Source organism: Arthrobacter sp. P2b, from assembly GCF_900168295.1.
GTDB lineage: Bacteria > Actinomycetota > Actinomycetes > Actinomycetales > Micrococcaceae > Arthrobacter.
On record NZ_FVZL01000020.1, the window covers coordinates 26,791 to 50,258 of the forward strand.

19 protein-coding genes and 1 pseudogene are annotated in these 23,468 nt (G+C 64.5%); 9 read left to right on the plus strand and 11 right to left on the minus strand.

The window, feature by feature from the left end; translation table 11 throughout:
• The first annotated feature begins 1 nt into the window (after window position 1).
• Together B5520_RS19735 and B5520_RS19740 are read left to right on the plus strand one after the other, a co-directional pair.
• Window positions 2–1,993, plus strand: a complete 1,992-nt coding sequence (locus tag B5520_RS19735) for a flavin-containing monooxygenase (protein WP_079598774.1) — start codon at window positions 2–4, stop codon at window positions 1,991–1,993.
• Window positions 1,990–3,465: a carboxylesterase family protein gene (locus tag B5520_RS19740; RefSeq protein WP_079598775.1), complete on the plus strand. Its 1,476-nt coding sequence runs from the start codon at window positions 1,990–1,992 to the stop codon at window positions 3,463–3,465. Before B5520_RS19735 ends, B5520_RS19740 begins: the two co-directional genes overlap by 4 nt.
• Window positions 3,466–3,560: 95 nt before the next feature.
• Here the strand turns inward: B5520_RS19740 and B5520_RS19745 are convergent, their stop codons facing one another.
• Window positions 3,561–4,652, minus strand: a complete 1,092-nt coding sequence (locus B5520_RS19745; protein WP_079598776.1) for a Zn-dependent alcohol dehydrogenase — start codon at window positions 4,650–4,652, stop codon at window positions 3,561–3,563.
• Window positions 4,653–4,809: 157 nt separating this feature from the next.
• Between B5520_RS19745 and B5520_RS19750 the strand changes: the two genes are divergently transcribed.
• The 4 genes from B5520_RS19750 to B5520_RS22845 all read left to right on the plus strand — a co-directional run bounded on the left by B5520_RS19750 (window position 4,810) and on the right by B5520_RS22845 (window position 10,169).
• Window positions 4,810–5,895, plus strand: coding sequence for a zinc-binding dehydrogenase (locus B5520_RS19750; RefSeq protein WP_079598777.1), 1,086 nt, complete (start codon window positions 4,810–4,812; stop codon window positions 5,893–5,895).
• Between the two features lie 143 nt (window positions 5,896–6,038).
• Entirely contained in the window at window positions 6,039–7,559 is a 1,521-nt protein-coding gene (locus B5520_RS19755) for a 4-hydroxyphenylacetate 3-hydroxylase N-terminal domain-containing protein (protein ID WP_079598778.1), read from the plus strand.
• A gap of 8 nt (window positions 7,560–7,567) precedes the next feature.
• Window positions 7,568–9,001, plus strand: coding sequence for an MmgE/PrpD family protein (locus B5520_RS19760; RefSeq protein WP_079598779.1), 1,434 nt, complete (start codon window positions 7,568–7,570; stop codon window positions 8,999–9,001).
• Between the two features lie 16 nt (window positions 9,002–9,017).
• Window positions 9,018–10,169, plus strand: coding sequence for a flavin reductase (locus B5520_RS22845; protein WP_176156929.1), 1,152 nt, complete (start codon window positions 9,018–9,020; stop codon window positions 10,167–10,169).
• A 532-nt stretch (window positions 10,170–10,701) separates the two neighbouring features.
• On the opposite strand, the gene B5520_RS19770 is transcribed toward B5520_RS22845, so the two are convergent.
• Window positions 10,702–12,327, minus strand: a complete 1,626-nt coding sequence (locus B5520_RS19770; protein WP_079598780.1) for an FAD-dependent monooxygenase — start codon at window positions 12,325–12,327, stop codon at window positions 10,702–10,704.
• Window positions 12,328–12,381: 54 nt separating this feature from the next.
• A complete protein-coding gene (locus B5520_RS19775) occupies window positions 12,382–13,233 on the minus strand; it encodes a fumarylacetoacetate hydrolase family protein (protein ID WP_079598781.1) in 852 nt (283 codons plus the stop codon).
• 276 nt (window positions 13,234–13,509) lie between these two features.
• Here B5520_RS19775 and B5520_RS19780 point away from each other — a divergent pair, with 276 nt between their 5' ends.
• On the plus strand, window positions 13,510–14,001 hold the full coding sequence (locus B5520_RS19780; protein WP_079598782.1) for an NUDIX domain-containing protein: 492 nt from the start codon (window positions 13,510–13,512) through the stop codon (window positions 13,999–14,001).
• Window positions 14,002–14,151: 150 nt separating this feature from the next.
• On the opposite strand, the pseudogene B5520_RS19785 reads toward B5520_RS19780, so the two are convergent.
• The 8 genes and pseudogenes from B5520_RS19785 to B5520_RS19820 form a co-directional block, all read right to left on the minus strand.
• A pseudogene (locus B5520_RS19785) lies at window positions 14,152–14,945 on the minus strand (FAD-dependent monooxygenase); the annotation flags it as partial.
• A gap of 260 nt (window positions 14,946–15,205) precedes the next feature.
• Window positions 15,206–15,550 carry a DUF202 domain-containing protein gene (locus tag B5520_RS19790; RefSeq protein WP_079598783.1) on the minus strand — a complete coding sequence of 115 codons (345 nt, stop codon included), beginning with the start codon at window positions 15,548–15,550 and terminating at the stop codon, window positions 15,206–15,208.
• Window positions 15,551–15,555: 5 nt separating this feature from the next.
• Window positions 15,556–15,951 carry a YidH family protein gene (locus B5520_RS19795; RefSeq protein ID WP_079598784.1) on the minus strand — a complete coding sequence of 132 codons (396 nt, stop codon included), beginning with the start codon at window positions 15,949–15,951 and terminating at the stop codon, window positions 15,556–15,558.
• The gene (locus tag B5520_RS22565; RefSeq protein WP_139386281.1) at window positions 15,941–16,207 is read right to left on the minus strand and encodes a hypothetical protein; all 267 of its coding nucleotides are present in this window, start codon (window positions 16,205–16,207) and stop codon (window positions 15,941–15,943) included. Before B5520_RS22565 ends, B5520_RS19795 begins: the two co-directional genes overlap by 11 nt.
• Before the next feature lie 99 nt (window positions 16,208–16,306).
• The gene (locus B5520_RS19805) at window positions 16,307–17,746 is read right to left on the minus strand and encodes an MFS transporter (protein WP_079598786.1); all 1,440 of its coding nucleotides are present in this window, start codon (window positions 17,744–17,746) and stop codon (window positions 16,307–16,309) included.
• A gap of 79 nt (window positions 17,747–17,825) precedes the next feature.
• Complete coding sequence (locus B5520_RS19810) at window positions 17,826–19,112, minus strand: MFS transporter (protein ID WP_254865650.1); 1,287 nt, start codon at window positions 19,110–19,112, stop codon at window positions 17,826–17,828.
• Window positions 19,113–19,163: 51 nt separating this feature from the next.
• Window positions 19,164–20,090: an MBL fold metallo-hydrolase gene (locus tag B5520_RS19815; protein WP_079598788.1), complete on the minus strand. Its 927-nt coding sequence runs from the start codon at window positions 20,088–20,090 to the stop codon at window positions 19,164–19,166.
• A 30-nt stretch (window positions 20,091–20,120) separates the two neighbouring features.
• Window positions 20,121–21,500: an aldehyde dehydrogenase family protein gene (locus B5520_RS19820; protein WP_079598789.1), complete on the minus strand. Its 1,380-nt coding sequence runs from the start codon at window positions 21,498–21,500 to the stop codon at window positions 20,121–20,123.
• A 156-nt stretch (window positions 21,501–21,656) separates the two neighbouring features.
• On the opposite strand from B5520_RS19820, the gene B5520_RS19825 reads away from it, so the two are divergent.
• Both B5520_RS19825 and B5520_RS19830 read left to right on the plus strand, forming a co-directional pair.
• A complete protein-coding gene (locus B5520_RS19825; protein WP_079598790.1) occupies window positions 21,657–22,457 on the plus strand; it encodes an SDR family oxidoreductase in 801 nt (266 codons plus the stop codon).
• Between the two features lie 119 nt (window positions 22,458–22,576).
• Window positions 22,577–23,419, plus strand: a complete 843-nt coding sequence (locus B5520_RS19830; RefSeq protein ID WP_079598791.1) for an IclR family transcriptional regulator — start codon at window positions 22,577–22,579, stop codon at window positions 23,417–23,419.
• Window positions 23,420–23,468 lie beyond the last annotated feature (49 nt).

Consider the following 23,468-nt stretch of genomic DNA (forward strand, 5'->3'; position numbering starts at 1 on the left):
CGTGACCAACTCCACCACCGAAGCCCTCCAGACCCGCGAGGAGCACGTCGTCGACGACCTTTACTGGCGGGACCGGTATGAGCCCATCGCGGAAGACGACGAGTTCCTGCAGAAGATCGTGGACACCTCGGACCTTCCGGCGCTGATGGTGGCGCTGGCGGCAGTAACGAAAGACTTCTCCCTGCTGCGCGAGGACCTCCGGCCGCCGCAGCCGCCCGCGGACATCGTAGGCGTGCCGCATGGCGGAATGAGTTCCGAACAGCAGGCGCAGGCGCGCGAGCTGGCTTTTGCTGCCCTGAAGCGGGTGCGGGACGAGCAGCTGACCAGCGTCAGTCTCCTGACTGAGGCCGAGGCCGATGACATCATCACCTGGATCACCAACGAAGCCAACCCCGAGTACCACCCCATGCTGATGCATGACATGGCCCTCGTTGAGGGCAAGAGCGGCAAGCCAAAGTGGGACTTCAAGGACATCGCGCTGGGCCGGGAGTTCAACGTGGCCGTCATCGGGTCAGGAGTTTCCGGGATGGCGGCCGCCTACCGGCTGAAGCAGGCCGGCATTCCCTACACCGTGTTCGAAAAGGGCCACACAGTCGGCGGCACCTGGTGGAAAAACACCTATCCCGGAGTACGCCTCGACACGCCCAACTACGCCTACAGTTTCTCCTTTGCCCAGCGTGACGACTGGCCCCAGCAGTTCTCGCAGGGGTCGGAGATTTTCGAGTACACCCGGCAGGTGGCCGAGCGCGGCGGTATCCTCGGTGAGATCGAATTCAACACCGAGGTTACGTCCGCCACCTATGACGAGGCCACTGGCCTGTGGAACGTGGACATCATCGATGCTTCCGGCCGGCCGGTCAGCCGCCAGTTCAATGCCGTGCTCTCTGCCGTCGGCCAGCTGGACCGGCCCAAGTATCCGGACGTCCAGGGACGCATGGACTTCGCCGGCATCCAGATGCACTCTGCCGAGTGGGACAACAGCGTCGATGTCACGGGCAAGCGGGTGGCGGTCATCGGCACCGGCGCCAGTGCCTACCAGATCGTCCCGGCAATCGTTGACCAGGTCTCCTCACTGACTGTCTTTCAGCGCAGCTCACCCTGGATGCTGCCCACCCAGGGCTACTACGCGGACATGCCGGACTCTGTCCAGTGGCTGGTCCGCAAGCTCCCGCATTACGGGCAGTGGCTGCGGTTTTGGCAGCACTGGCTCGGGGTGGAGGGCCGGCAGCACACCACCGTGGCGGAGCCGGGCTGGGACAAGCCCGGCAGTGTGTCCGCCGTCAACGCGAAGTGGCGCCAGGGCCTTACCGACATCCTGGCCAAGCAGTACCAGGACCGCCCGGACCTGCTCGCCAAGGTCACCCCCGATTACATCGTGGGCGGCAAGCGCATGCTCCGGGACAACGGAGTCTGGGCCGAGTCGCTGAAGAAGCCCCAGTCCACGCTGGTCACAGAGGGGATTGAACGCATGACCCCCGCGGGTATCATCACGAAGGACGGCGTGCTCCACGAGGTGGACATCATCGTCTACGCCACCGGCTTCCAGGCCTCCGAGTTTCTGGAGCCGTTGAAGATTACGGGCCTGCACGGCACGGACCTGCACGAATACTGGGGCGGCGACGCCAAGGCTTTCGCCGGCCTGACCGTGCCGAACTTCCCCAACCTGTTCATCATCACCGGCCCCAATACCGGCCACGTCGTCAACGGCAGCCTCTATTCGATGATCGAATACGGGGTCGAGTACATCCTTGAGTCGCTGCGCCTCATCATCGAAAAAGACCTTAAGGGTCTGGACCTGAAGCAAGAAGTACTCGATGAATTCGTCGCCGGCCTGGATGCCGCCAACGCCACCAAGGCGTGGGGGCATCCCAGCGTTCACACCTGGTACAAGAACAAGTTCGGCCGGGTGTCCCAGATCTGGCCCCACCCCGTGTTGGACTTCTGGCAGATCACGCGCACCGTGAACCTCGACGACTACAACCAGCTGGCATGAGGACTGCCGCAACCGGGCCGCTTACGGGCATTCGTGCCGGGGAGGCCCTGTACAAAGTGGAAACCCACGACGGCGTGATTAGCGTCCGCGGCGTCCGTTACGGTCAGCGGCTGGATCCTGAGGACCGCTTCTCCACGCTGGGTGATCCCTCACCGGAGCGGCCCCAGGCTCCCGCGACGGTTTTCCCGCAGGCGCCCGGATCGCTGGACTGGCTGCTCGGCCCCGCACTGGCCCGGATGCCGCAGGACGAGGATTCCTTCCTGCTGGACATCTGGGCGCCCGAAGGCGCAAAGGATCTTCCGGTGCTGGTCTTCCTGCCCGGGGGAGCCTTCATCAGCGGCGCCGGGAACGTGCGCTGGTACGACGGCGGCCGGCTCGCCCGGGAGGGCCGTGCCGTGGTGGTCACCGTCAACTACCGGCTCGGAGCGCTCGGTCTGCTCAACGGCGAAGGCGACGCCGCAGCCCCTGGCCCGCGGAACCTTGCGGCCGGCGACATCCTGCAGGCGTTGACCTGGATTCACCGGAACATCCACGCGTTCGGCGGCAACCCCGAAGCTACCACCCTGGCGGGCCACTCCGCCGGGGCGTGGTACGCGTACGTTCTGAGCTTTGCGGGGCAGGCGCGCGGCCTGTTCAACCGGACCGCCCTGTTCAGCCTGCCCTGGCAGCCTCCCCTGAACGAGACGGAGTTCGCCGAGCGGTCCAGGCTGTTTGCAGCGGCCCTGGGGGATGGCGACGGTGCCGGCCACAGCACGGGGGACATCCTGGCCGCACAGGCCGCGGTGTCCAAGGCCTATGCAGGCAGGAGCCTCGGCCTGATGCCGGCAGCGGACGGGGAACTCATTCCGTCCTGGGCGATGGACTTCGAGGCCGCGGCGGCCGCAATGCATGTGGACGCGCTGCTGCTGAGCAGCACCGACGATGAAGCGGCCGCGTTCCTGCACGCCCTTCCCGTCCAGGCCGTCGGCGCGCAACAGCTTGCCGGCTTTGTCGAAGCGCACTTCGAAGCCGCCGCCGAGGCCACGTCCTTCATCGAAGAACGGCATCCTGCGGGGACGGACCACAGGAAGCTCGTGGAGGCCATGAGCCTGCACCAATTCCGACTGGCCGCCACCGAGCTGGCAGGCCGGGCGGACCAGTCCGAGATTCCCGCCACGCTGCTGCGGTTCTCCGTGCGCAGCAGGCTGGACGGCGCCGGCAGCCCGCACTGCTTTGAACTGCCTTTCCTGTTCGGAAACGGCGCAGACTGGCACGATGCCCCGATGCTCGGCGGGTTCCCCGCCGAGGTCTTCGACAACGTGTCGGACCGGCTCCGGCCACTCCTGCTCGGCTTTGTCGCGGACGGCGTAGCCCGGACGCCCGAAGGCCAGCCCGTGCCCCGCTTCGATCCGAAGTGCCCCGCACTGCATAAGGTGAGTGAAACCGGAAGCGGTACCGCCGTCGTCGAGCCTGAACTGCGTCCGCGACGCTAGGCCCCTGCAAGAAGGAAAGACTACTGAACCGAAAACGCCGGTGGAGCCGTCCGAAGGGGCGACTCCACCGGCGTTAAGGCGGATGTTGGCGGATCTCAGAAGCTCGTGATCACCGAGCGGGCCACCGATCCGCCGCGCAACAGGTCGTAGCCGTCATTGATCTGGTCCAGGGAGATGCGCTTGGAAACCAGCTCATCCAGCTTGAACCGGCCCTGCAGGTAGAGCTCCGCGTACATCGGGACGTCGATTTTCAGGTTGGTGGAGCCCATGGCCACGCCGCGGATGCCCTTCTGCTTGCCCATCAAGTCGCCGAACGGCGTCAGTTCCAGGCGGGTTTCCGGTTTCTGGACGCCGATGAGGAATACCGTTCCGCCGATGTCCAGCATGGCGACGGCATCCAGCGCCGTCTGCTTCAAGCCGATCACTTCAAACGCACACGTGACGCCACCGCCGGTGAGGTCCTTGACCGCCTGCACGCAGTCCGCCTCCCCGGCATTGACGACGTCCGTGGCGCCGAACACCTTGGCGAGTTCCAGCTTCGCCGGCTGCAAATCGATCGCGATGATCCTGCGCGCCCCGGCCAGGGCGGCGCCCTGGATGACGTTAAGGCCCACCCCACCGCAGCCAATGACGGCAACAGTATCTCCCGGGCGGATTCGGGCCGAGTTGATGGCTGCCCCGGCCCCCGTCACCACACCACAACCCAGGAGCGCAGCACGGTCGAAAGGGATGTCCTTGCTGACAGAAACAACGGTGTTCTCATGGACGAGCACCTGTTCGGCAAATCCGCCGACGCCGATGAACTGCGTCAGCGCCTCACCGCTGCGGCTCAGCCGCGGGCCCTGGCCCGGGGTCCTTTGCGTTTCCTGTGGATGTCGGCACTGATAGGGCCGGCCCGTCAGGCACCCCCGGCAGTGGCCGCAACTGTGGATAGGCGATGACACCACGTGATCACCCACGCGGAACTCCGTGACGTCCGGGCCTACTTCGGCCACCACACCGGCGATCTCGTGGCCGAGCACGGCGGGCATGGGGAAACCCAGGTTTGTTCCGGCCACATGCATATCGCTGTGGCACAAGCCGCTGGCGCGGACATCGATAAGCACCTCACGGCCGACCGGACGTGCAATGTCGATGTCCTGGACCTGGAACTGCTGATCCACACCGTCAATTACTGCTGCTTTCATTCCTGCTGGTTTCCCCTCGAAAAGTGAGCCGGACCTGCCGGCATGGACGTGACGCGGCCCACAAATACAAATATAGTGGGAGGTGAAGTGCAAAATCCATGAATTATCGATTATTTTCGGGCGAGCATCGCGCTTACCAGTAGGCAGGGAGTCCAGCATGAGAGCTGCAGTCATCAACGAAATCAACGGCCGTTTCGATGTGGAAGAGATCAGCATCGGTGATCCCGTAGGCTGCGAAGTCCTGGTGGAAGTCAAGGCTGCAGGGCTGTGCCACTCGGATCTGTTGGTCGCTTCAATTGACCGCGGACGCCCGCTTCCCCTGGTTGTTGGACATGAGATGGCCGGCGTTGTGGCCGCCGTCGGACCTGAGGTCCGGGACCTTGCCGTAGGGGACCAGGTGGTTGGCTCCGAAGTGAAGTTCTGCGCGCACTGTGATGAATGCCTTGCCGGCCACAGCTACCGTTGCGTCAATCCCGGTGAAGTGTCCCGGCCGCGCACTGCAGGGTCCAAGCTGCGCCGAAACAGTGGGGATGTGCACGCTTTTGGCGTCGCCGCCTTCGCCGAGTACACCATTTGCCATGCCAACTCGCTCGTGAAGATCCCCAGGGAGCTGCCCTTCCCCCAGGCGGCCGTGCTCAGCTGCGCGGCCATCACCGGCGTGGGTGCCGCGGTCAATACGGCAAAGGTCCAGCCCGGCGACACGGTGGCCGTGATCGGCCTGGGCGGCATTGGCCTTAACGTCCTGTCCGGGGCCCGGATCGCCGGGGCCACCACCATCATTGGTGTGGACGTGCATCCGGCCAAGCTCACGCTGGCAGCGCGCTTCGGTGCCACCCACGTAGTGAACTCCAGCGAGGAGGACGCCGTGGCAAAGGTGCGCCAGATCAGCGGGCGGGGAGTGCAACACTCTTTCGAGGCTATCGGCCTCGGGCTGACGCAGGCTCAGGCCATCGAGATGACCCGCGTGGGTGGCGGCGCGTACTTCATCGGCATACCCCAGGGCGCGCCCCTGGAGGTGGACGTACTGCGCTCTCTCATCGCCTCCCAGCGGCGCATCCAGGGCGTGTACATGGGTTCGAGCAACATACGCCGGGATATTCCGAGGTACGCCGAGCTTTACCTGCAGGGCCGCCTGAACCTCGATGACCTGGTGGCGCAGGAAATCCCGCTCGAGGGGATCAACGATGCCTACCGGCTCCAGGAGTCCGGGGCGATCGCGCGCAGCGTAATTACCTCATTCTGACCACAGGGGCAGTGCCAAGCAGGATGGCCATTGCCAAGTGCATGATGTTTATATAAAATCATCTAAAGAATGCATTTTCCTCTCACAATGTTGTGAAGGTTCCACCGGTGCCACCCCTGGTACCAGCCAAGAAGGAGTTCAAAGTGACTGCACGCACCGGAGCAGAGTACAAGCGGGGCCTGGATGACGGCCGCGAAGTCTGGCTGGGGTCGGAGCGCGTCTCCGTTCTCGAACACCCGGCCTTCAAAGGGTCCGTTGAAGGCATGGCGGGCTACTTCGATTACCAGCACAAGTACGCGGCGGACTGCCTGACCACCCACCCGGAAACGGGGGAGTCCATGAACGTAAGCCTCTCGCTGCCGAAGAACGCAGATGACATTGCCCTCAGGCACCGGGCCTTCGACCGGTTGGCCCGCTACTCCAACGGCATGCTGGGCCGCACCCCGGACTACGTCAACGTGGTCCTGGCCGGCCACGTCTCCCGCCGTGACATCTTCGACCGCTCCGGAGACCCGGTATACCACCAGCGGCTGGCGGCCTATCACCGCGAAGTGATCGAAAAGGACCTTGCCCTGACCCACACCATTGTGCACGCGGCCATCGACAAGAGTGTCGGCGAGCTGCAGGGCATGAACGAGGAACTCACGCTTCGTGTGGTGGAACGGACCGAAAAGGGACTTATCGTCAAGGGCGCCAAGATGCTGGCCACCCTGGGCCCCATCGCGGACGAACTGTACGTCTACCCGGCAGTTCCCATCCAGAAGGGCTTCGAGGAATACGCCATTTCCTTCGCGATCCCGGTGGCCACTCCCGGCGTCGTGGCCGTGTGCCGCGACCACTACGGCGTGGACGCCGATGTTGCGGACAAGCCATTCTCGTCGCGCTTTGACGAGCAGGACGCCGTCATCATTTTCGATGACGTGCTGGTTCCGTGGGACCGCGTGTTCATCGACGGCAACCTGGACGTCTACAACGGCATCAATGCCGGCACCGCGTCCGGCAACACCCAGCAGCAGACGGCCATCCGTGCCGCCGTAAAGCTGGAGTTCGCCTACGATCTCTGCACGCAGATCGCCAAGGTGACCGGCACCGAGAACAAGCCCGACGTCGGCGCCATGCTCGGCGAGATCTACACCTACCTCCGCCTCACCCGCGCGGCCATCCACTCCGCCGAGATGCGGGCCTCGGACTGGGGCGACGGCGCGTTCTTCTGCCACGACGACATCAGCGCACTGCGCGCCATCATGCCCGGCTGGATGATCCGCATCAACGAAATCATTAAGTCCATGGGCTCACACAACCTGCTGGCCACCCCCACCGGCGGTGCCTTCGACGATCCGCGCCTGGGTCCGCTGCTCAAGAAATACCTCCCCGGCGCAAACGGCATCAGTGCCCAGGAACGCGCCCGCATCATGCGCACCGCCTGGGACTTCGCCGGCTCGGCACTGGGCAGCCGGATCGAGCTTTACGAGCGCTTCTACCTCGGCAGCATCGGCCGCGCCCGGGCCCTGGACCACCGCAAGGCCCAGGCAGCCGGGGAGACCGGCGCCTACCAGGCGATGTTCGAGGAAATTGACGGCCTGCCCGCGACACCAAGCGCTTTGCCAGAGGGCGAAATTGCCGCGCCTGTGGCTGACCGGGTCGCCGTCGGAGCGCGGGGCTAGGATCCGCCATGACGGCGCAGACAGCGGAGGCCGCCGGCCTCGAGAGCAGTGCGGAGAACACGACGTGCACAGTGGCCAGGCATGTGGTGGACACCGGCTTCGAGGCATTCGACGCCGGCACTGTGGACCGGGCAAAGATCCGGCTCATCGACTCGCTGGGCAACATCGCCGCAGGCCACCGCGCCCAGGGCAACGGCGCCGTCCTGGACCTTGCCCGCCGCTGGGGCGGCACGCCGGAATCAAGCGTGCTGGTCCACGGCGCCCGCCTGCCGGCGCACAACGCGGCCATGGTCAACGCGGTCATGATGCGGTCCTACGACTTCGAGCCGATCGGCGCGGAATATGAGGACCACACGCAATCCGCCGCCCACATCAGCGGGACCACCGTTCCGGTGGCCCTGGCCGTCGCGGAGCAGCAGCGGTCCTCGGGCCGGGACTTTCTCACGGCACTGATTGTGGGGGACGACCTCACCTCGCGGCTCGCCGCGGCATCGGGCTTTGACGTCTACGGCGGGCAGGACAACACCGGCACCGTCAACGGCCTCGGCGGCACCGCCATCGCCGCCAAGCTCATGGGGCTGGACGCGGTTCAAGTCCGGAATGCGTTGGGAATCGCGGTGAACCAGCTGTCCGGAACCGTGGCCAACATCTTCGATCAAACCCTGGCGTTCAAGCTGCCCATCGCCTTCGCCGCGCGCAACTCCGTCGTGTCCGCGGAGCTGGCTCAGGCGGGGTTCACCGGGCCGGTGGATGCCATCGCAGGCCGGCACGGGTTTTTGGACATGTACTGCTCCTCCCCGGCACCGGAGAAGGTGACCCGCCGGCTCGGCCACGCCTTCTATGCAGACTGCGTGATCAAGCCCTGGGCCTCCTGCCGGGCCAGCCACCCCTCGCTGGACGCGTGTGTGCGGCTGGCAACGGAAAACCGGCTGAACGAGGACGAGATTGAGGAGATTCTCATCCACGTGACCCCGCGGACCCTGAAGGGTTTCGTGGGCCAGCCGTTCGTGATCGGGGAGTGCCCGGAGGTTTCGGGCGCCTTCAGCATCCGGTTCACGGCGGCAACCGCCCTGATGTACAGGACCGTGCGGCCGGAACACCTAACGCTGGAGCACATGCAGGCTCCGCGCCTGCAGCGGCTGCTGGAGAAGATCCGGCTGGTTGATTCCCTGCCGCCCGCGGAATCGCTCACCGCCGAAGTGGAGCTTCGCCTACGGGACGGTTCCCTTCTCAAGACCCGGACGGATGTGCCCAAGGGGGACATCTACGCCAGCCCCATGAGCGAGGCCGAGATCCTGGACAAGTATTACGCCAACACCGCATTTGGCGGCAGGACCTCACGAGGGAATGCCGAGGAAGCGGTACGGCTCATCCAGCGCCTGGAGGAGCTGGACAGCCTGGCACCCCTCATCAAACTCTTCACACCCGACCTTCAGCACTAAATCCCAGGAGGATGAAATGAATACAGAACAGGTTGTACCCAACGCGGCGATCACCGTCGATCCCGCTGCTTTCCGTCACGTCGTGGGCCACTTCGCCAGCGGCGTCACGGTCATCACCACGGTTGTGGACGGCGAGCTGTACGGCACTACGGCCTCTGCCGTCTCCTCGCTGTCCATGGAGCCTCCCATGATGCTCGCCTGCCTGAACCGCTCCAGCTCCACGCACGACGCCGTGCTGAAGGCGGGAGTGTTTGGCATCAATATCCTTGCCGAGAACCAGAGCGATCTCGCGATGAAGTTCGGACGCAAGGGCGGCGACAAGTTCGACGGTGTTGCGGTCACCCTGTCAGCGGAGGGCGTCCCCATGCTCGACGGCGCCCTTGCCACCATCGTCTGCCGGGTTGCCGAAACCCCCACCGGGGGCACGCACACCGTGTTCCTTGGCCAGGTCACGGACGCCAAGGCCACCGCAGGCGAACCCCTGGCGTACTTCCGTGGCGCCTTCGGACGGCTGGAAAGGGTCAAGGAACTCGCGGCCTACGACGCCGTACGCGACTGGGTACTGGGCCGCCGCACCCCGTTGCACCACACCTTGGACCCGGTGGAGATCGCTGCCCAGTCCAAGTCCGATCCGCACAACGTCCACAATGCCTTGGTGAAATTGACTGCTGAGTCGCTGGTTATCCGGGGTGACAAGGGCGAATTCCTGCCGGCGCCCATCACGCGCGAGCTGACGGACAGCGTCTACGATGGCCGCCTCACTATTGAGCTTGGCGTACTGGCCAGTCATTTCGATAAGTTCACGGATGAGGACATCGCGGAACTAAACCGGCTCACGGACGAGCTGGCATTGCTGCGCCAAGGCGGCCAGGAAGCGCTGGACAGCTTCCTCAAGACCAACGCCAAGTACCACGACCGCCTGGTCAGCGTGGCGGGCTCCGCCCAGCTCACCGATGCCTTCCGCCGCCTCGGCATCGGCACGGTGTGGCGCGAGGCCCTCAACAGCGAGGAATGGGCGCGGAAAATGGACCACAGCCATATCGTGGAGCTCACCGCGGCACTGAAGGACCATGACCACGCGCGGGCCACGGACGCCCTCCGCCTCCACACCTCTTTCGGCAAGCAGCTGGCAAGCGACGTCATCGAGCGCCATGGCGGCGCAGTCTAAACAGCAAAATGAACACCGACGGCGAGGCCGCACCGGGGAACTTACGCCCGTGGTGCGGCCTCGCCGTCGTGCGCGTTACGCCCTGGTTGATCCGGCCCTTAGGATCTCCCCGAATATAAGTGGCAGCGGCTTGACCTTTCTCTAGTTTCAAGCGCGGCAGGGGTTGGGTTTTGTGACGCTGATCGTCTCTGGACCCGCCGCGCAGGACAGCGCCCCAAGCATCGGCAAATTGCCCTTTGGGTCCATTCCCGGGTGCAGATCAGGATCAGCAAGGGCTTCAGACGCCTTCGTATGGTGGTGGCTGGCCGCAACTGCCCGTCATCCTGGGGCAGGACTCCAGCAATGATTCCGGGGAGTCAGACTGATACGTAGTAGGACATCCCGGCAGTCAGTCCCGGACCAACCTTTCTATCCTCCCAGTCGTTTCGAAGCCTCAGAGCCGCATCGGTTTCCACCTGGTTGGGCATGCGGACAGCAAAGGAGCGGGAGACCCATCTGGGTCTCCCGCTCCTTATTTCTGCTCTTGTTGCTGTCAGCGGCTGGCCCGCGCTGCTGATTCGGCGTTCACCAGGCGTGGCAGTTCCGGCACGTACGCGGACAATGCTTCAAACGCCGCCTGCTCGGTATGCCGGGTGGTGACTGCTGCGACATACCGGTCGGGCCGCACCACGAGGGTCATACCACTGCCCGCACCATCCACGAAAGCCCCGTCAGGGTCAGTAACGGTGATAACGCCGGCTCGCGCCAAGTGCCGGCTGCCGTTATCGCTCCCTACGGGTCCGTTCCCGCTAGTGACCAGCCGCTTGACCTCGAAAGGCGCGCTTCGATCATGCGGGAAGTGCAGCAGTGACCAGCCTGTACCGAGGACGGTGTCCAGTGGGACGACGTCACCGGTGGACAGCGTGACCTGCGGCTGGGACAGGGAGCGGCCCACCAGCAAGGCTGCCCACCTCGGAACTTCAGAGCCTGGCAGCACCACACAACCATCATCGAAGTACGGCTGCTTGAGGAACTTCATCCCTGCAAGCCAGGCTTTTGCAGACGGAAAGATGCCGGACGCGGTAATCGCGGCGTCACGGACGGCGGTGAGCACCGGGTTGACGTTCATCACCACTTTGCCGATCCTGTGTGACAGGCGCACCATGTCCACCGCGTGCGGGCGCCGCTCCGCCTGGTAGGTGTCCACCAGGGCATCCGTGCCGGTCCCGTGGACGTGCGCGGCGACCTTCCAAGCGAGGTTTGCGGCGTCGCGGATACCTGCGTTGAGGGCCTGACCGGCGAACGGGGGCATCATGTGGGCCGAATCGCCCGCGAGGAGCACATGCCCCACCCGGTAGTTCAGGGCAACGCGCTGGTGGGCTACATACACGGCAGCGCGGCGGATGTCCGTGGCGGCAATCTTTTGGAACGGTGCGATAAGCCTGATGATGGTTTCCGGAGACGTCATCTCCGCCGCCTCCTCGCCGGGCAGGAGCATGAACTCGTAACGGCGGCGGCCGTGGACTCCGGGGACCACCACAACGGGACGCGTCCCGTTGCAGTGGAACTCCGAGAACCGTTCCGGATCACCCGGGGTGTTGATGATGTCCACCACGATCCACTTCTGGACCTGAGTGGAACCCTCCATAGCGATCCCCAGCTGGGAACGTACCGGGCTGCGCCCGCCGTCGCACGCCACCACCCATTTCGAACGGACGGTGTGCTTGCCCTCGGCGTCGATCAGCACCGTGTCCGCATGCCCCGGGCCGTTCGTAATGCGCAGCGCTTCGGTGTTGAAACGGACGTCGATCAACGCGCGGCCCCGGGCGGCTTCGAGAAGCAGGGATTCCATCACCGGCTGGTCGAACTGGGACTTGCCTGGCTGGCCCAGCCGCGGGGCGGCCGGGTATACCTCCGCAAGAAGCTGTTCCCTACGGCCGAAGTAACGGGCGCCGGTGTCCATCAGCATTTCAGGTGCCAGCCGGTCCAGAATGCCAATCTGTTGCATGACGCGCAGAGTCTCATCGGTGACGCTGATGGCCCGCGGTTCGTCACTGGTACCAGCATGGCGTTCGACGAGCGTTACGCTTACGCCCTGGTCGGCCAGCAGGTTCGTCGTGGCCAGACCGATGGGGCCTGCACCGATGACAAGAACGTCGGTTTCGATGATTGTGTCCATGCCGGTTTGGGGTTCCGTTCCTGTAGGAATGCTGTCGAGGGGGAGCAGGGCAGGTCAGGGGACGAGCTCCACCGTGTTTTTGAGGGTCCCAAGGCCGGTGATTTCGACCTCGACAACGTCGCCTTCGTAGAGCAGCCCGGACGGTTCCATGAACAGGCCCACGCCCCCAGGGGTACCGGTCACGATCACGTCACCGGGCGAGAGCCTTGTGAAGCCGGTGACGTAGGCGATCAGCTGTGGAATGGTGAAGTACAGGTCTGCCACGGAGGCTTTCTGGCGGATATCGCCGTTGACACGGGTTTCCAGGGTGAGCTCGTTGACGTTGCCTAAGTCGGCCGCCGGGACCAGATACGGGCCGAAGCCGCCGGTGCCGGGGAAGTTTTTGCCGGGGATCCACTGGGAGGCGGCGAGTTGCCAGTCACGGACGCTGAGGTCGTTGTAGGCGGCGTAGCCGGCAACGTAGTCGAAGGCGTCTTCTTCGGCGACGTGGAACGCTTCCTTGCCGATGACGAGGGCCATTTCGCCTTCATAGTCAAACTTTGTGGTGGTGGCGGGCATCTGGGCGGGCTGCAGGTGGCCCATCTGAGAGTCGGCGAAGCGGATGAAGATGGTGGGTGCCTTCTGCTCCGTCTTTCCGGATTCTTCTTGGTGGCTGCGGTAGTTCACGCCAATGCAGATAACCTTTCCCGGGTCTGTGACGGCGGGCAGGAATTCGATGTCTGCTTCTGCACGAGACGGGGCGCTGCGGAATTCCTCACCGACGGTTCCGAAAATGCCCTGCTCAATCGCGGCGAGGAGTGTTCGGGCGACGTTTGCTCCGCTGGGACCCAGGTCGTACGCGCGTCCGTCCGCGATGATGCCCCAGGTGGGGGTGCCGTCCATAGCTACAAAACTTGCGTAATTCATATGAAGTTCCTTTCGCGGCGCCGTTGCGCCTGGGGAGGTGATGCTGTTCCTCTTAGCAGCGGTACCGCCGCGGAGTGTGCATCATCGATCAAGAAATATATTATCCTGTTTTTAGGCATTATTGCTAGGGGTTAGTCAGCGAGCCGACGGCCCCTGGACGCAAGTGCTCACAGATGAGTTGAACTTCAGGGGCCGTTCCGGCAGGTCTTCGATATCTGAACCCGGCCCTGCGCAAAGGGCCCGACTGCGCTCGAGAGCAGTAGCAAAGGAGAGAACATGGGCGCCATCACCACATCCGCCTGCGTCGGCGCTCCCTCTGGCGCCGCCGGCGACATCCCCCTGAACCACGTTGTCGTCGCCGCCGTCATCCAATGCCGCGGCAGGATTGCCCTATTCAGAAGAACCCGCCGCCCTGGCCACGACAGCGGCCTCTGGCACTGCATCACCGGATTTCTCGAAGCCGGGGCAACACCGGAACAGCAAACTCTTGAGGAACTGCTCGAAGAAACGGGGCTGAAGGCCACAGACCTCCAGGCCCTCCATCAAGGACCGGACCTCGTGGTCGCCGACGATTCGGGAGCTCCCTGGCTGGTTCACACGTTTACCGCCCTAACAACCCGGCGGCGGCTGGAAATTAATTGGGAGCACGACTCCTACCGGTGGACGGATCCGCGCAAGGCGAGGCGCTTTACTAACCGCGTCACTTGGCTGGACAGCGTGCTCGACGCAACTGGCCACTGCAGCCTCGAAAACTCTGCCACCCCTTAGGCCCATTCCTGTGCCGACCTGACCCTGAGCGCCTGTCCTGCCTTGGGTTCGGCAGCCGGGACAAGCCCGTCCGTCTGGGCATTGGCTTCGTGCAGCACGGCGGACTCCTATCTGGATTGGTGGTTGGTGGGGGCGGTTACCGGCGTTGCTCCCGGCCAGGAACAGGCCCGTAGCGCGTGGTCGTGTGGACGAACCTGCGGAACGGCAGCACCATCTTTCTCGATGATCGGGCCTTCCTTCAGCTCGAAGCCGTTGCCGTTGACCCCGGCTGCGGAACTTGAACCAGATACTGTCGTCATCCCACTCGGTCCCGTTGGCGGAGTTGGCGTAGATCGGTTCATCGGAACTGGGGCGGGGCCTCGGCCAGGATTCCTAATCAGGCGAACGGTATTCGTGGAAGTAGCATTTGCGGTGCGCCTCGGGGATCTGGAACCGGCAGTGGCTGCGGGAGCCGTCGGCGGCCACCAGGAAGTCTGCCTGGATCTCGTATTCCACGCCGTCGGAGTCAGTGAACGGACCTTCGCGTTGCCTTCAGGTCGTGCACGGTCGTATCAGTGACGCTGTAGCGGACGTCGCCGCCGTCGTCCTTCCGGCGCGCGGCGAGGTCAAGGAACACGTCTGTCTGCGGGTACAGCCACAGGGATTCCCCCACCAATTCCTTGAAGTCCACGCGGTGGTTCCCGCCGTTGAACCCGCAACTCGATACCGTCGTGCCGGTCCCCCGTCACGCAGCACCTAGTCCGAGACACCGCTGTCCACGAGCATGTTCACGGTGCCGTGTTCCAGAATCCGGTGCGGACGGTTTCGGAGATTTCCTTGTGGCTCCGCACCTTAGTGACCGTAGATTCGCGGCCGGCCTTGGCGAGCAGGTGGGACAACATCAGCCCGGCCGGACCGGCTCGCATGTTGGCCACTTGGGTGGTGATGATCTTGGGTGCTCCCATGATCTCTCTCGCTTCATTGCGGGCCCGGCAGACGGTGCCGGTGATTCCGCCTGAACCAGTGTGAGCCACGGCCCGTGACGTAGTTACAACATTCGTCAATGGGAAATTTGATCGAAGTCCGTCAAGCTCCGAGCAGCCGGACAATGCGGTCCACCACCGAATACCCTGAACTCGAGTTCGCCACCTGCAAGCCCTCCGATGGAACGCGACCTCATCGCGACTGAAAGAAGAACATGCGGAGAATCGTCCCAACAGCATGTTCAAGGTAGCAGGACGACGCTCATACCGAGTGCGCCCAGTACCATAGCTGCGAAAGCGGTCCATAGCACTCCGGAAATGTCGGGGGCGGCCGCTTCACATGAAATCGCCTGGGAGCTGGTTTTGTAACGACGGCGTTGCGTGAGGTAGATGGCGGAGGCCGCGCCGGCGGCCACCGCGATGAGCACCACGACGGCGAAGCCATGGTGGGGCAGCCAGCGCAGGTAGATGGCACTAACTGTCACCAGCGCCAGCAGCGTCCTGCCCCAGGCAAGGGTTGTCCGCTCCGGCTGCAGCCCGGGGTCCCCGTGCTTTCCACCTTGTGATCCGCTGAACTTCGACTCCATGGAAATCAGGGCAAAACGATGAAGACCAGAACGACGGCGGCAGCCAGTGCCCCCGCCGCGGCCAGAAGGGGCACAATCAGGGGCAGGGGCAGGGATGCCTTATGACGCATACTGTGCTCAATCTTTAGCCAACGCATAGCGGCCCCTCCGCTGAGGAGCATGCCGAGCAGAAGCAGCAGGATACCGATGCCTTTTCGGACTGATTCAAGAAACAGGTCCGCCGTGAACGCCTCGATCGCTATGCCACCGGCAAGGAGGGCGAGTGACGTGCGGATCCACGCCAGGAAGGTCCGCTCGTTGGCCAGCGTGAAGCGGGGATCGGGTTCGGTTCCGCCTGGAAAGATTCGTTGGGCGAGCCTTTCCCGCTGCGGAGGCTGGCGGGGGTCGCTTTCAAACCCCATTAGAGCGCCACGGTGTGGAAGCGGCAGTTGCCCCTGCGCAAGATCCTTTGTCGTGCATGTTCGGTCTGTCTGCCATGCTGTTTGCCAGTTCCAGCGATTCGTGCCTGTAGTGCAGCAGAAACTCGTGCTTGTAGTGAAGTCCAATCCAAGGCGAGGCAATAATGTCGTCGATGTCGGCAGGCAATTGCAACGAATTTTTTACCGCTGCTACCTCGAGGCTGGGCCTGATAGTCGGGTGGGTGACGGTGGGCTTCACGCGGTGCATCCTCTCGTTGGAACGCGAGTTTCAGGTTGAGGCCGGGGCCGGAGCGATCGCTGTTCCGGTCCCGGCCCTTCGCTCCGGGGCGGTTCGGTCCTAAGCCTTGGTGCCTGCAGGGGTGACTTCCAGGCCAGTGGCCGTGCTGGAAGCAACAAGAGTGGACGTTGCCGGAGCGGCATCATCCGCTATCTCCAGGCCAAGGCTGCGTCGGTCACGCTGCTGGTTGATGAAAAGCAGGGCCAGGATTCCGAAGACCAGCAGGAGGCCGCCGGCCAGGGCAAATGCTGCGCGGTAGCCTTCAGCCGGGGTGGCCGCACCGCCGATCAGGAATCCCGACACCGCGGGTGCGAATACGCCGCCGGTGGTTAGGACCGCGTTTGCGATGGAGAGGTTTGCGCCGCGCTGGGCGATGGTGGTCAGTTCAGCGACGACGAGGTAGGTGATGGCGAAGAGTGCCGGTGCCGTTCCGAAGCCGAAGACCATGAGGATGACGGAGAGGGCGGGTGAGGTGGTCAGGGTTGCGGTCACAAGACAGGCTCCCGCGAAGGCCGCGGAGATGCTGAGTACCCAGCCGCGGGCCTTCCGGGTGGGAACGCCTTTTATGTGCAGGCGCTGGGTCAGGGCGCTGAGGCCCACTGTGGCGATAGCTCCCCAAGCCGCGGGCAATGCGATCATGGCACCGGATTGCTGTCCGCTGAAGCCCAGGACGTTCTGAAAGTATGCCGGCCCCCAGGACATGGCCAGGGTGAAGGTCCAGTAGCCGAAGAAGGACGCCAGGACCGCGAAAATCCAGCTGGGAGAGAGGATGGTGCGCCAGTAAGGGACCTTGGTCTCCGTTAGGACAGGAGCTTCCTGGGCCGCGATCCCGTCAATTTCCTGTTCGGCCTGCCGGCTGGTGTATGGGCCTTCCTTGCCTACGATGACCCAGAAAACAGACCACAACAGTCCCACGATGGCCAGCACTGCAAAGGCTGTCTGCCAGCCGAACTGCCCGATGACCCAAGCAAGGACCGGTGCGAAGGCCACGATGCCTAAGGTCACACCGGATGAGGCCAGAGCTGCCGGAGTAGCGCCCTTCTTCTCGGGGAACCACTTGTAAATGCCGTGCATCAGCACCGGCGCCAGTGGGCCCTCGCCAGCACCCAGGAGCAGGCGGCTGGCCCAGAGGGCAGGCAGGGAGGCGAACAGCAGGATGGGTACCTGGGCCACGGACCACAGCAGGCACAGGACCAGCAGGATCCACTTGCTCGATACCTTGTTGGCGATGGGCGCGGCGACGATCTGGGCGATCCCGAAGGTGAGGAACATGGCGCTGCCCACGAGGCCGAACTGCTCTGGGGTGATGCCCAGTTCTTTCATGATGGGCACCGCGGCGATGCCGAGGACTGCTTTGTCGGCCCAGCTGAGCATCATCAGGAAGAGGAGGCTAAACGTCATGAACCAGCCATAACGGTTGCGCTTGGCCCGGGACCAGGTCCCGGGATCGCGGGAGGCCGCGGCGCCCGGCTTCACGCCGGTAAGGGGAGTTTCAGACACAGTATGCCCAATCGTTGAAGGGGAAGTCTTTGCCGGTTTGGAGCGGCTTTTTCTTGACTCTAGGCTGGTGTGACGGGCCTTACATTTGAGCTTTCCGTTGGGCGGAAAGCGACTTTCTGGGGTCCCGTACACTCTTGACGGTCCCGCCGCCGGGGCCACCCAGGAGCGCCAGCAGGGCCATCCCCAGAACGCTCAATCCGGATGTCAGCCACCAGGTCGTATCCCAGCCGCCGGTGGTGGTAGCGAGCAGGGCAAACAGCATGGGCCCCAGGAAGTTCCCGACGTTGAAGATCTGCTGCGTCAGCCCCAGCACGGCGGTGACAGAGCCGTCCTCGGGGGCAATACGAACGGAGTACCTCGTCACCGCGGCAGGAATGAGGCCTCCGACGGCGGAGAACACGGCGATGAGGATGAACTGTAAGAGGATGCCGTTACCTATGCTTTCCCAGTCGACGGCGAAAGTCGCCATGGACGCCGCGGACATCGCCAGGAAGGTCCAAAAGATGATTCTTCGTTCGGAGAGGCCGCGCTGGATGAGCGGCCCGGCGCTCAATGCCCCGATCGCGTTAACCCCGCCCACCGCGGCACTGAGGATGCCGGGAAGCGGCCCCTCCAAGCCAGCCGAGCGGTAAATGGACGGAAGGAATCCGAGCACCGCCATCCACTGAGCGGTGTAACAGGCGAAGACCATCCCGGTGATCCACGGTTGGCGGATGGCCAAGGTGCGGCCGACACGCCGGAGCGCGGAACGGAGCCCGGCGTCGGCCGGAAGCACGTCCTTGGGTACCCGGCGCAGCAGCAGCGGCACCGGCAACAGCGTGAGGACAGCCATCAGTAGCCACCACTCGCGCCAGCCGGCGGCCTGCAGGAATAGGGCGCCCGCGGCAAGGCCGATCATCGTGGCCAGGCCCTGAAACGCGCCCCAGCTTGCCAAAGCCACGTTCAACCGCTGAGCCGGGGTCACCTTGCGAATAAGTGCGGGGGCGACGACGACGGCCAGCAGGAATCCGACGCCCTCCAGCGTCCGTGAGGCCATCAGCAACTCAGTGGTGGGCGCGGCCGCCCCGAGCAGGGATGCTGCAATCAGCAGGACCAGGCCGGTGATCAGGAGCCGGCGGAGGCCTGCCAGTTCGCCGCCAAGGGCCGTGGCCAAGCCACCCACCACGCTGGCTAGCTGGATGATGCCGAGCAGCAGCCCGGCCTGAACCAAGGTGGTGCCCAGATCCGTCTGGATCCCTGCCAAAGCGGCAGGCAGCTTCCAGATATGCATGGCTGCCGCGATGCCCGCGGCGAGGACGGCAAGCCAGGCTCCGTCCGCCGTCGTCTTTTTCTCATCCATTGCTGTTGCGGGCGACGGCAGTTCCAAGAGTTGTCCTTGCTGCAGGGTGGAGGGCGAAAATCCTTCTTCTCAGGTTCCTTAGGCCGGTGCCAGCACCGGTGTGTCGATGCGGAAACGCTGGCCGCTGACGGCGACGTCCACAGGGCCGTCGAAAGTTGAGGCGGCCCGGCTGCGCCACCATTCTGGCTCGGCGCGGCCGGCCAGGTGGGAGAGGACCAGGCGGCCCACTCCGGCTGCGGCGGCAACGCGGCCTGCTCCCTCTGGCGGCGTATGTGCGATCCGCTGGTGGTTGAGGAATTCCGGCGCGAAACCCTTGTCTGCGTAGAAGTCCAGGTTTACTGCCTCGTGCACCAGGACCTCTGCACCGCTGGCGAGTACAGCCGTCGCCCCACATTCAGCGGTGTCACCGGAGAACACCACAGAGCCTGCGTCGGTGTCGAAGCGGAATGCCAGTGCGGGGCGCACCGGCGGGTGTTCAACGAGGATGCCGGTGACCTTGACCCTGTCATCCTCGTAGACGTCAAAGGGGCGGGCCGCGGCCGGGCTTCCATATGCGGGGGTGTTGAGGTCCACGGTGCGCACAAGGGACGCCAGGTTCGGACGGGCTTCATCGTGGACGCGGATGTCGATGTCGTAGGAGAAGGCCTGAAGGGAATGGGATACCAGCTCACCGGTGCCGGAGAGCCCGGCACCACCGGTGCGGGTGGCGTCCTTGCCCGGGCCCACAATCGAAACAGGGCCGGTGAAGCCCTCTACCGGGTTGCCCCAGTTCCACAGCAGAAAGCCAGGTAGCTCCACCACATGGTCCGAGTGCAGGTGGGTGACAAAACCCGCCACCAAATCCTTGCCGCGCAGCCCGGCCTCGTGAGCTGCCCGCGAGCAGCCCATGCCAAAATCCACCATGTAGAAGGCGTCGCCCACTACCAGTGCGCTGGAGATGCCGTTTTCCGGTCCGCGGATGGCTGGGCCGGCGGCCGTGCCAAGGGTAATCAGTTCGACGCTCACAAGAAGTCCTTCTGCAGGGTTGGCGCGGGATCAGGAGTGGGGGCGGGCATTGATGACGCGTGTTTCCAGGTATTCCTCCAGGCCCCATCGGCCGCGTTCGCGGCCGACGCCGGACGCCTTCCACCCTCCGAAGGGGGCGTCCGGTTCCACCAGGGTGTGCTGGTTGACCCAGACTGTTCCGGCTTCGATCTGTGATGCGGTAGCGTACGCACGTTCCTGGTCCGGGCTCCAGACGGAGGCGCCGAGGCCGAACTGTCCGGCGTTCAGCTCAGCGATGGTCTCTTCGAGATTTTCATAGGAGACGATCGGCAGGGCCGCCCCGAACTGTTCCTGTTCCACCAGCTCCATGCCCGGCTCGGCGTCGATCACTACTGTCGGGGAGAGGAAGTAGCCGGGCAGGTCGCAGCCGGGGCTGCCGCCGGTAATGATGCGGGCTCCGGCACCCACGGCGGAGTCAAGGAGGCCGTGGACGAGTTTGAGCTGAGCCTCGTTGTGCATAGGCCCCATGGTCGTCCCGTCCGCAAGGCCGTGGCCCAGCACGTGGCGGGAAGCCTCAGCGGCGATGGCCTCGGCCAGTTCCCGGCTGCGGCTGCGGGGAACATACACGCGTTTGACCGCCATGCACACCTGTCCGGCGTTGCGGAAGGCACTGCTCACAATTCCGCGGGCGGTAACGGCTGCGTCGGCGTCATCGAGCACGATGGCAGGATCGTTTCCGCCGAGCTCCATGGTGACGCGCTTGACTGTAGGGGCTGCCTGCTGGGCCATGGAAATGCCCACTTCCGTGGAGCCGGTGAAAGAGATCTTGCGGATGCCGGAAGAGGTGCTCAAGGCAACATTCACCGTCCGCCGTGAACTGGTACGCACCTGTAGCACCCCAGCGGGCAGGACCTCATTGAGCAGGTTGACCAATGCCATGGTGGACAGGGGCGTGGACGGGGAGGGCTTCGCGATCACTGTGCAGCCGGCAACCAGCGCAGGGGCAAGCTTCACGCAGAGCAGGGAGATGGGAAAGTTCCACGGCGTGATGGTGCCAACGATGCCCACCGGCCGGTACTGGACCTCAAGGGTCCTGTCGGCCCGTGGGGCGAGGGACTCGGTTTCGTCCCATCCCAGGTCCGCATAGTACTCAAAAAGTCCTGCCGCCACGGTGAACTCACCCGCAGCATCCGTCTTGGGCTTGCCCTGCTCACGGGAAAGCAGGGTGGCCAGGGAATCCAGGTCACGGCGGATCAAGGCGGCTCCGGCACGCAGGGCGGTGCGGCGCGCCTCGCGGTCGGCTCCCCAGCGCGGTGCAGCCAGGCGGGCAGCCGCAACGGCCTGCTCAACCTCTTCCCCGGTGTTTTCTGGGGCGTGCCCTACGAGCTCAAGCGTGGCCGGGTCCAGGACCTGGTAGTGGTCTGCCGTCATGGCTGTCCTTTCGGCGGGGATGGATTCTTATCCAAGTCTTATGGCACCCGCCACAATCCGACGCGACCTTTCCATCCAACGGAAAGGCAGGGGCGAGGGATCGATCCCGCTTGCCACTATGGAGTGAAGCACGTCACGCACTAACGAGGAGTCCCCATGTCCCAAGAACAGCTGCCCATCGTCCTTACGGGGGTTTCCTCCGGCATCGGCGCCCGAACGGCGCAGATGCTGACCGCCCGCGGGGTGCCGCTGATCGGCATCGACCGCAACATGCCCACCGGCTTCAGCGGCACCTACGTGCAGGCTGACCTTTCCAGCCAGGCGGGCGTCGACGCCGCAGCAGCCGCAGTCTCCGCCGCCGCTCCGCATGGCATCGCCGGGCTGGCCAACATCGCAGGAGTACCCGGCACGTCGCCCTGGCGCACAGTGCTGTCCGTCAACGTCTTCGGCGTCCGCGGGCTGGTCCGGGCACTTGCCCCGCTCCTCGGTGAGGGAACCGCCGTCGTGAACCTCGCTTCCAGTGTTGCCGTCCAGTGGCGCGAGGTGAAAGCCAAGTGTGCCGCGTTCGCCCTGGCCACGGATCAGGCACATGCGCTGGATTTGGTTGCCGGTGACGGGGACATCACGGAGGAGTCCTACCTTTTCTCCAAGCAGTGCGTCCGCTTCCTGACGGAACACCTGGCGGCCGAACTGCTGCCGCAGCGCATCCGGGTCAACAGCGTGAGCCCCGGGCCAGTAGCCACGCCCATCCTTGAAGACTTCAAGAAGGACCATGGGCGGGACAAGGTGGAGGGTGCAGGTGCCCTGCTGGGCCGCTTCGGCGAGCCGGAAGACGTCGCCTCCGTTATCGACTTCCTGCTTCGTCCCGAGTCGGGGTGGGTGAACGGCTCGGACATCCGCGTGGACGGCGGCCTGGGCGCTTACCGCGGTTCAACCCTCGCCACTGCCACCAACTGAGGACCAACGACGCCGGACCCTCCTTGCATATGCATGGAAGGTCCGGCGCCTGGCCTAAAATGACGGTAGGCACGGCGTCAATGATGCGCTTCTGCTTCCAGCGCTCAGAAGGGTGATCCATGGCTAACGCTGCCCCCAGCGGCCGGACCGCCCGCCGTCCCGCTTCAATACCCGGATCCAAACCCTCCCAAGCTGCCGACGGCGGTGCGTCCGCTCAGCAGGCGGCGAGTGTCACGTCCCGCGCACTGGCCCTGCTCGGGACCTTCGACGCTGAGCACTCCGTGCAAAGCCTCAGTGCCATGGCCCGCCGTGCGGGCCTTCCCGTGACCACCGCGCACCGGCTGGCCGGCGAACTGGTGGTGTGGGGAGGACTGGAGAAGGCCAATGACGGGTACCGTGTGGGGCAGCGGATCTGGCGCCTTGGCCTGCTGGCCCCTGCGCAGCAAAACATCGCCGAGGTGGCCGCCCCCTTCATGCAGGACGTCCTCTTCGTGACGCACAATGTGGTGAACCTGTTCATCCTGGACGGGCAGGAGGTCCTGCTGGTGGAACGCATGTCCGGTACGGGAGCGGGCCAGCCGTTCCGGCGTGTTGGCGCACGCCTGCCGCTCCACGCAAGTGCCGCGGGAAAAATCATGCTGGCCTACGGGGCCAAGGAATTGTTTACCGCCGTTTCACAGCGGCTCGAGCCACACACCTCTCGCACCATCACCAGCCCCGCCACGCTCGCTACCGAAATCGAGCGGGTGCAGGCCCTCGGCTATGCCACTACCGAGGAGGAGGCGGGCCCGGACAACTACGGCCTGGCCGTCCCGGTGTTCCTGCCCAACAAACAGCTGGTGGCGGCGCTGGGCATTGTCACCCGGAGCCGTCCAGCTTCGGTTGGCAGCGTGGTTCCTGTGCTCAACATTGCGGCCCGAGGCATTGCCCGGAGGCTGGGCGTGGAGCATCTGCCGCAATAGGCCGTCCGGTTCCCGTTCCTTTCTGCCAGTCTTTCCGTTGGACGGAAAG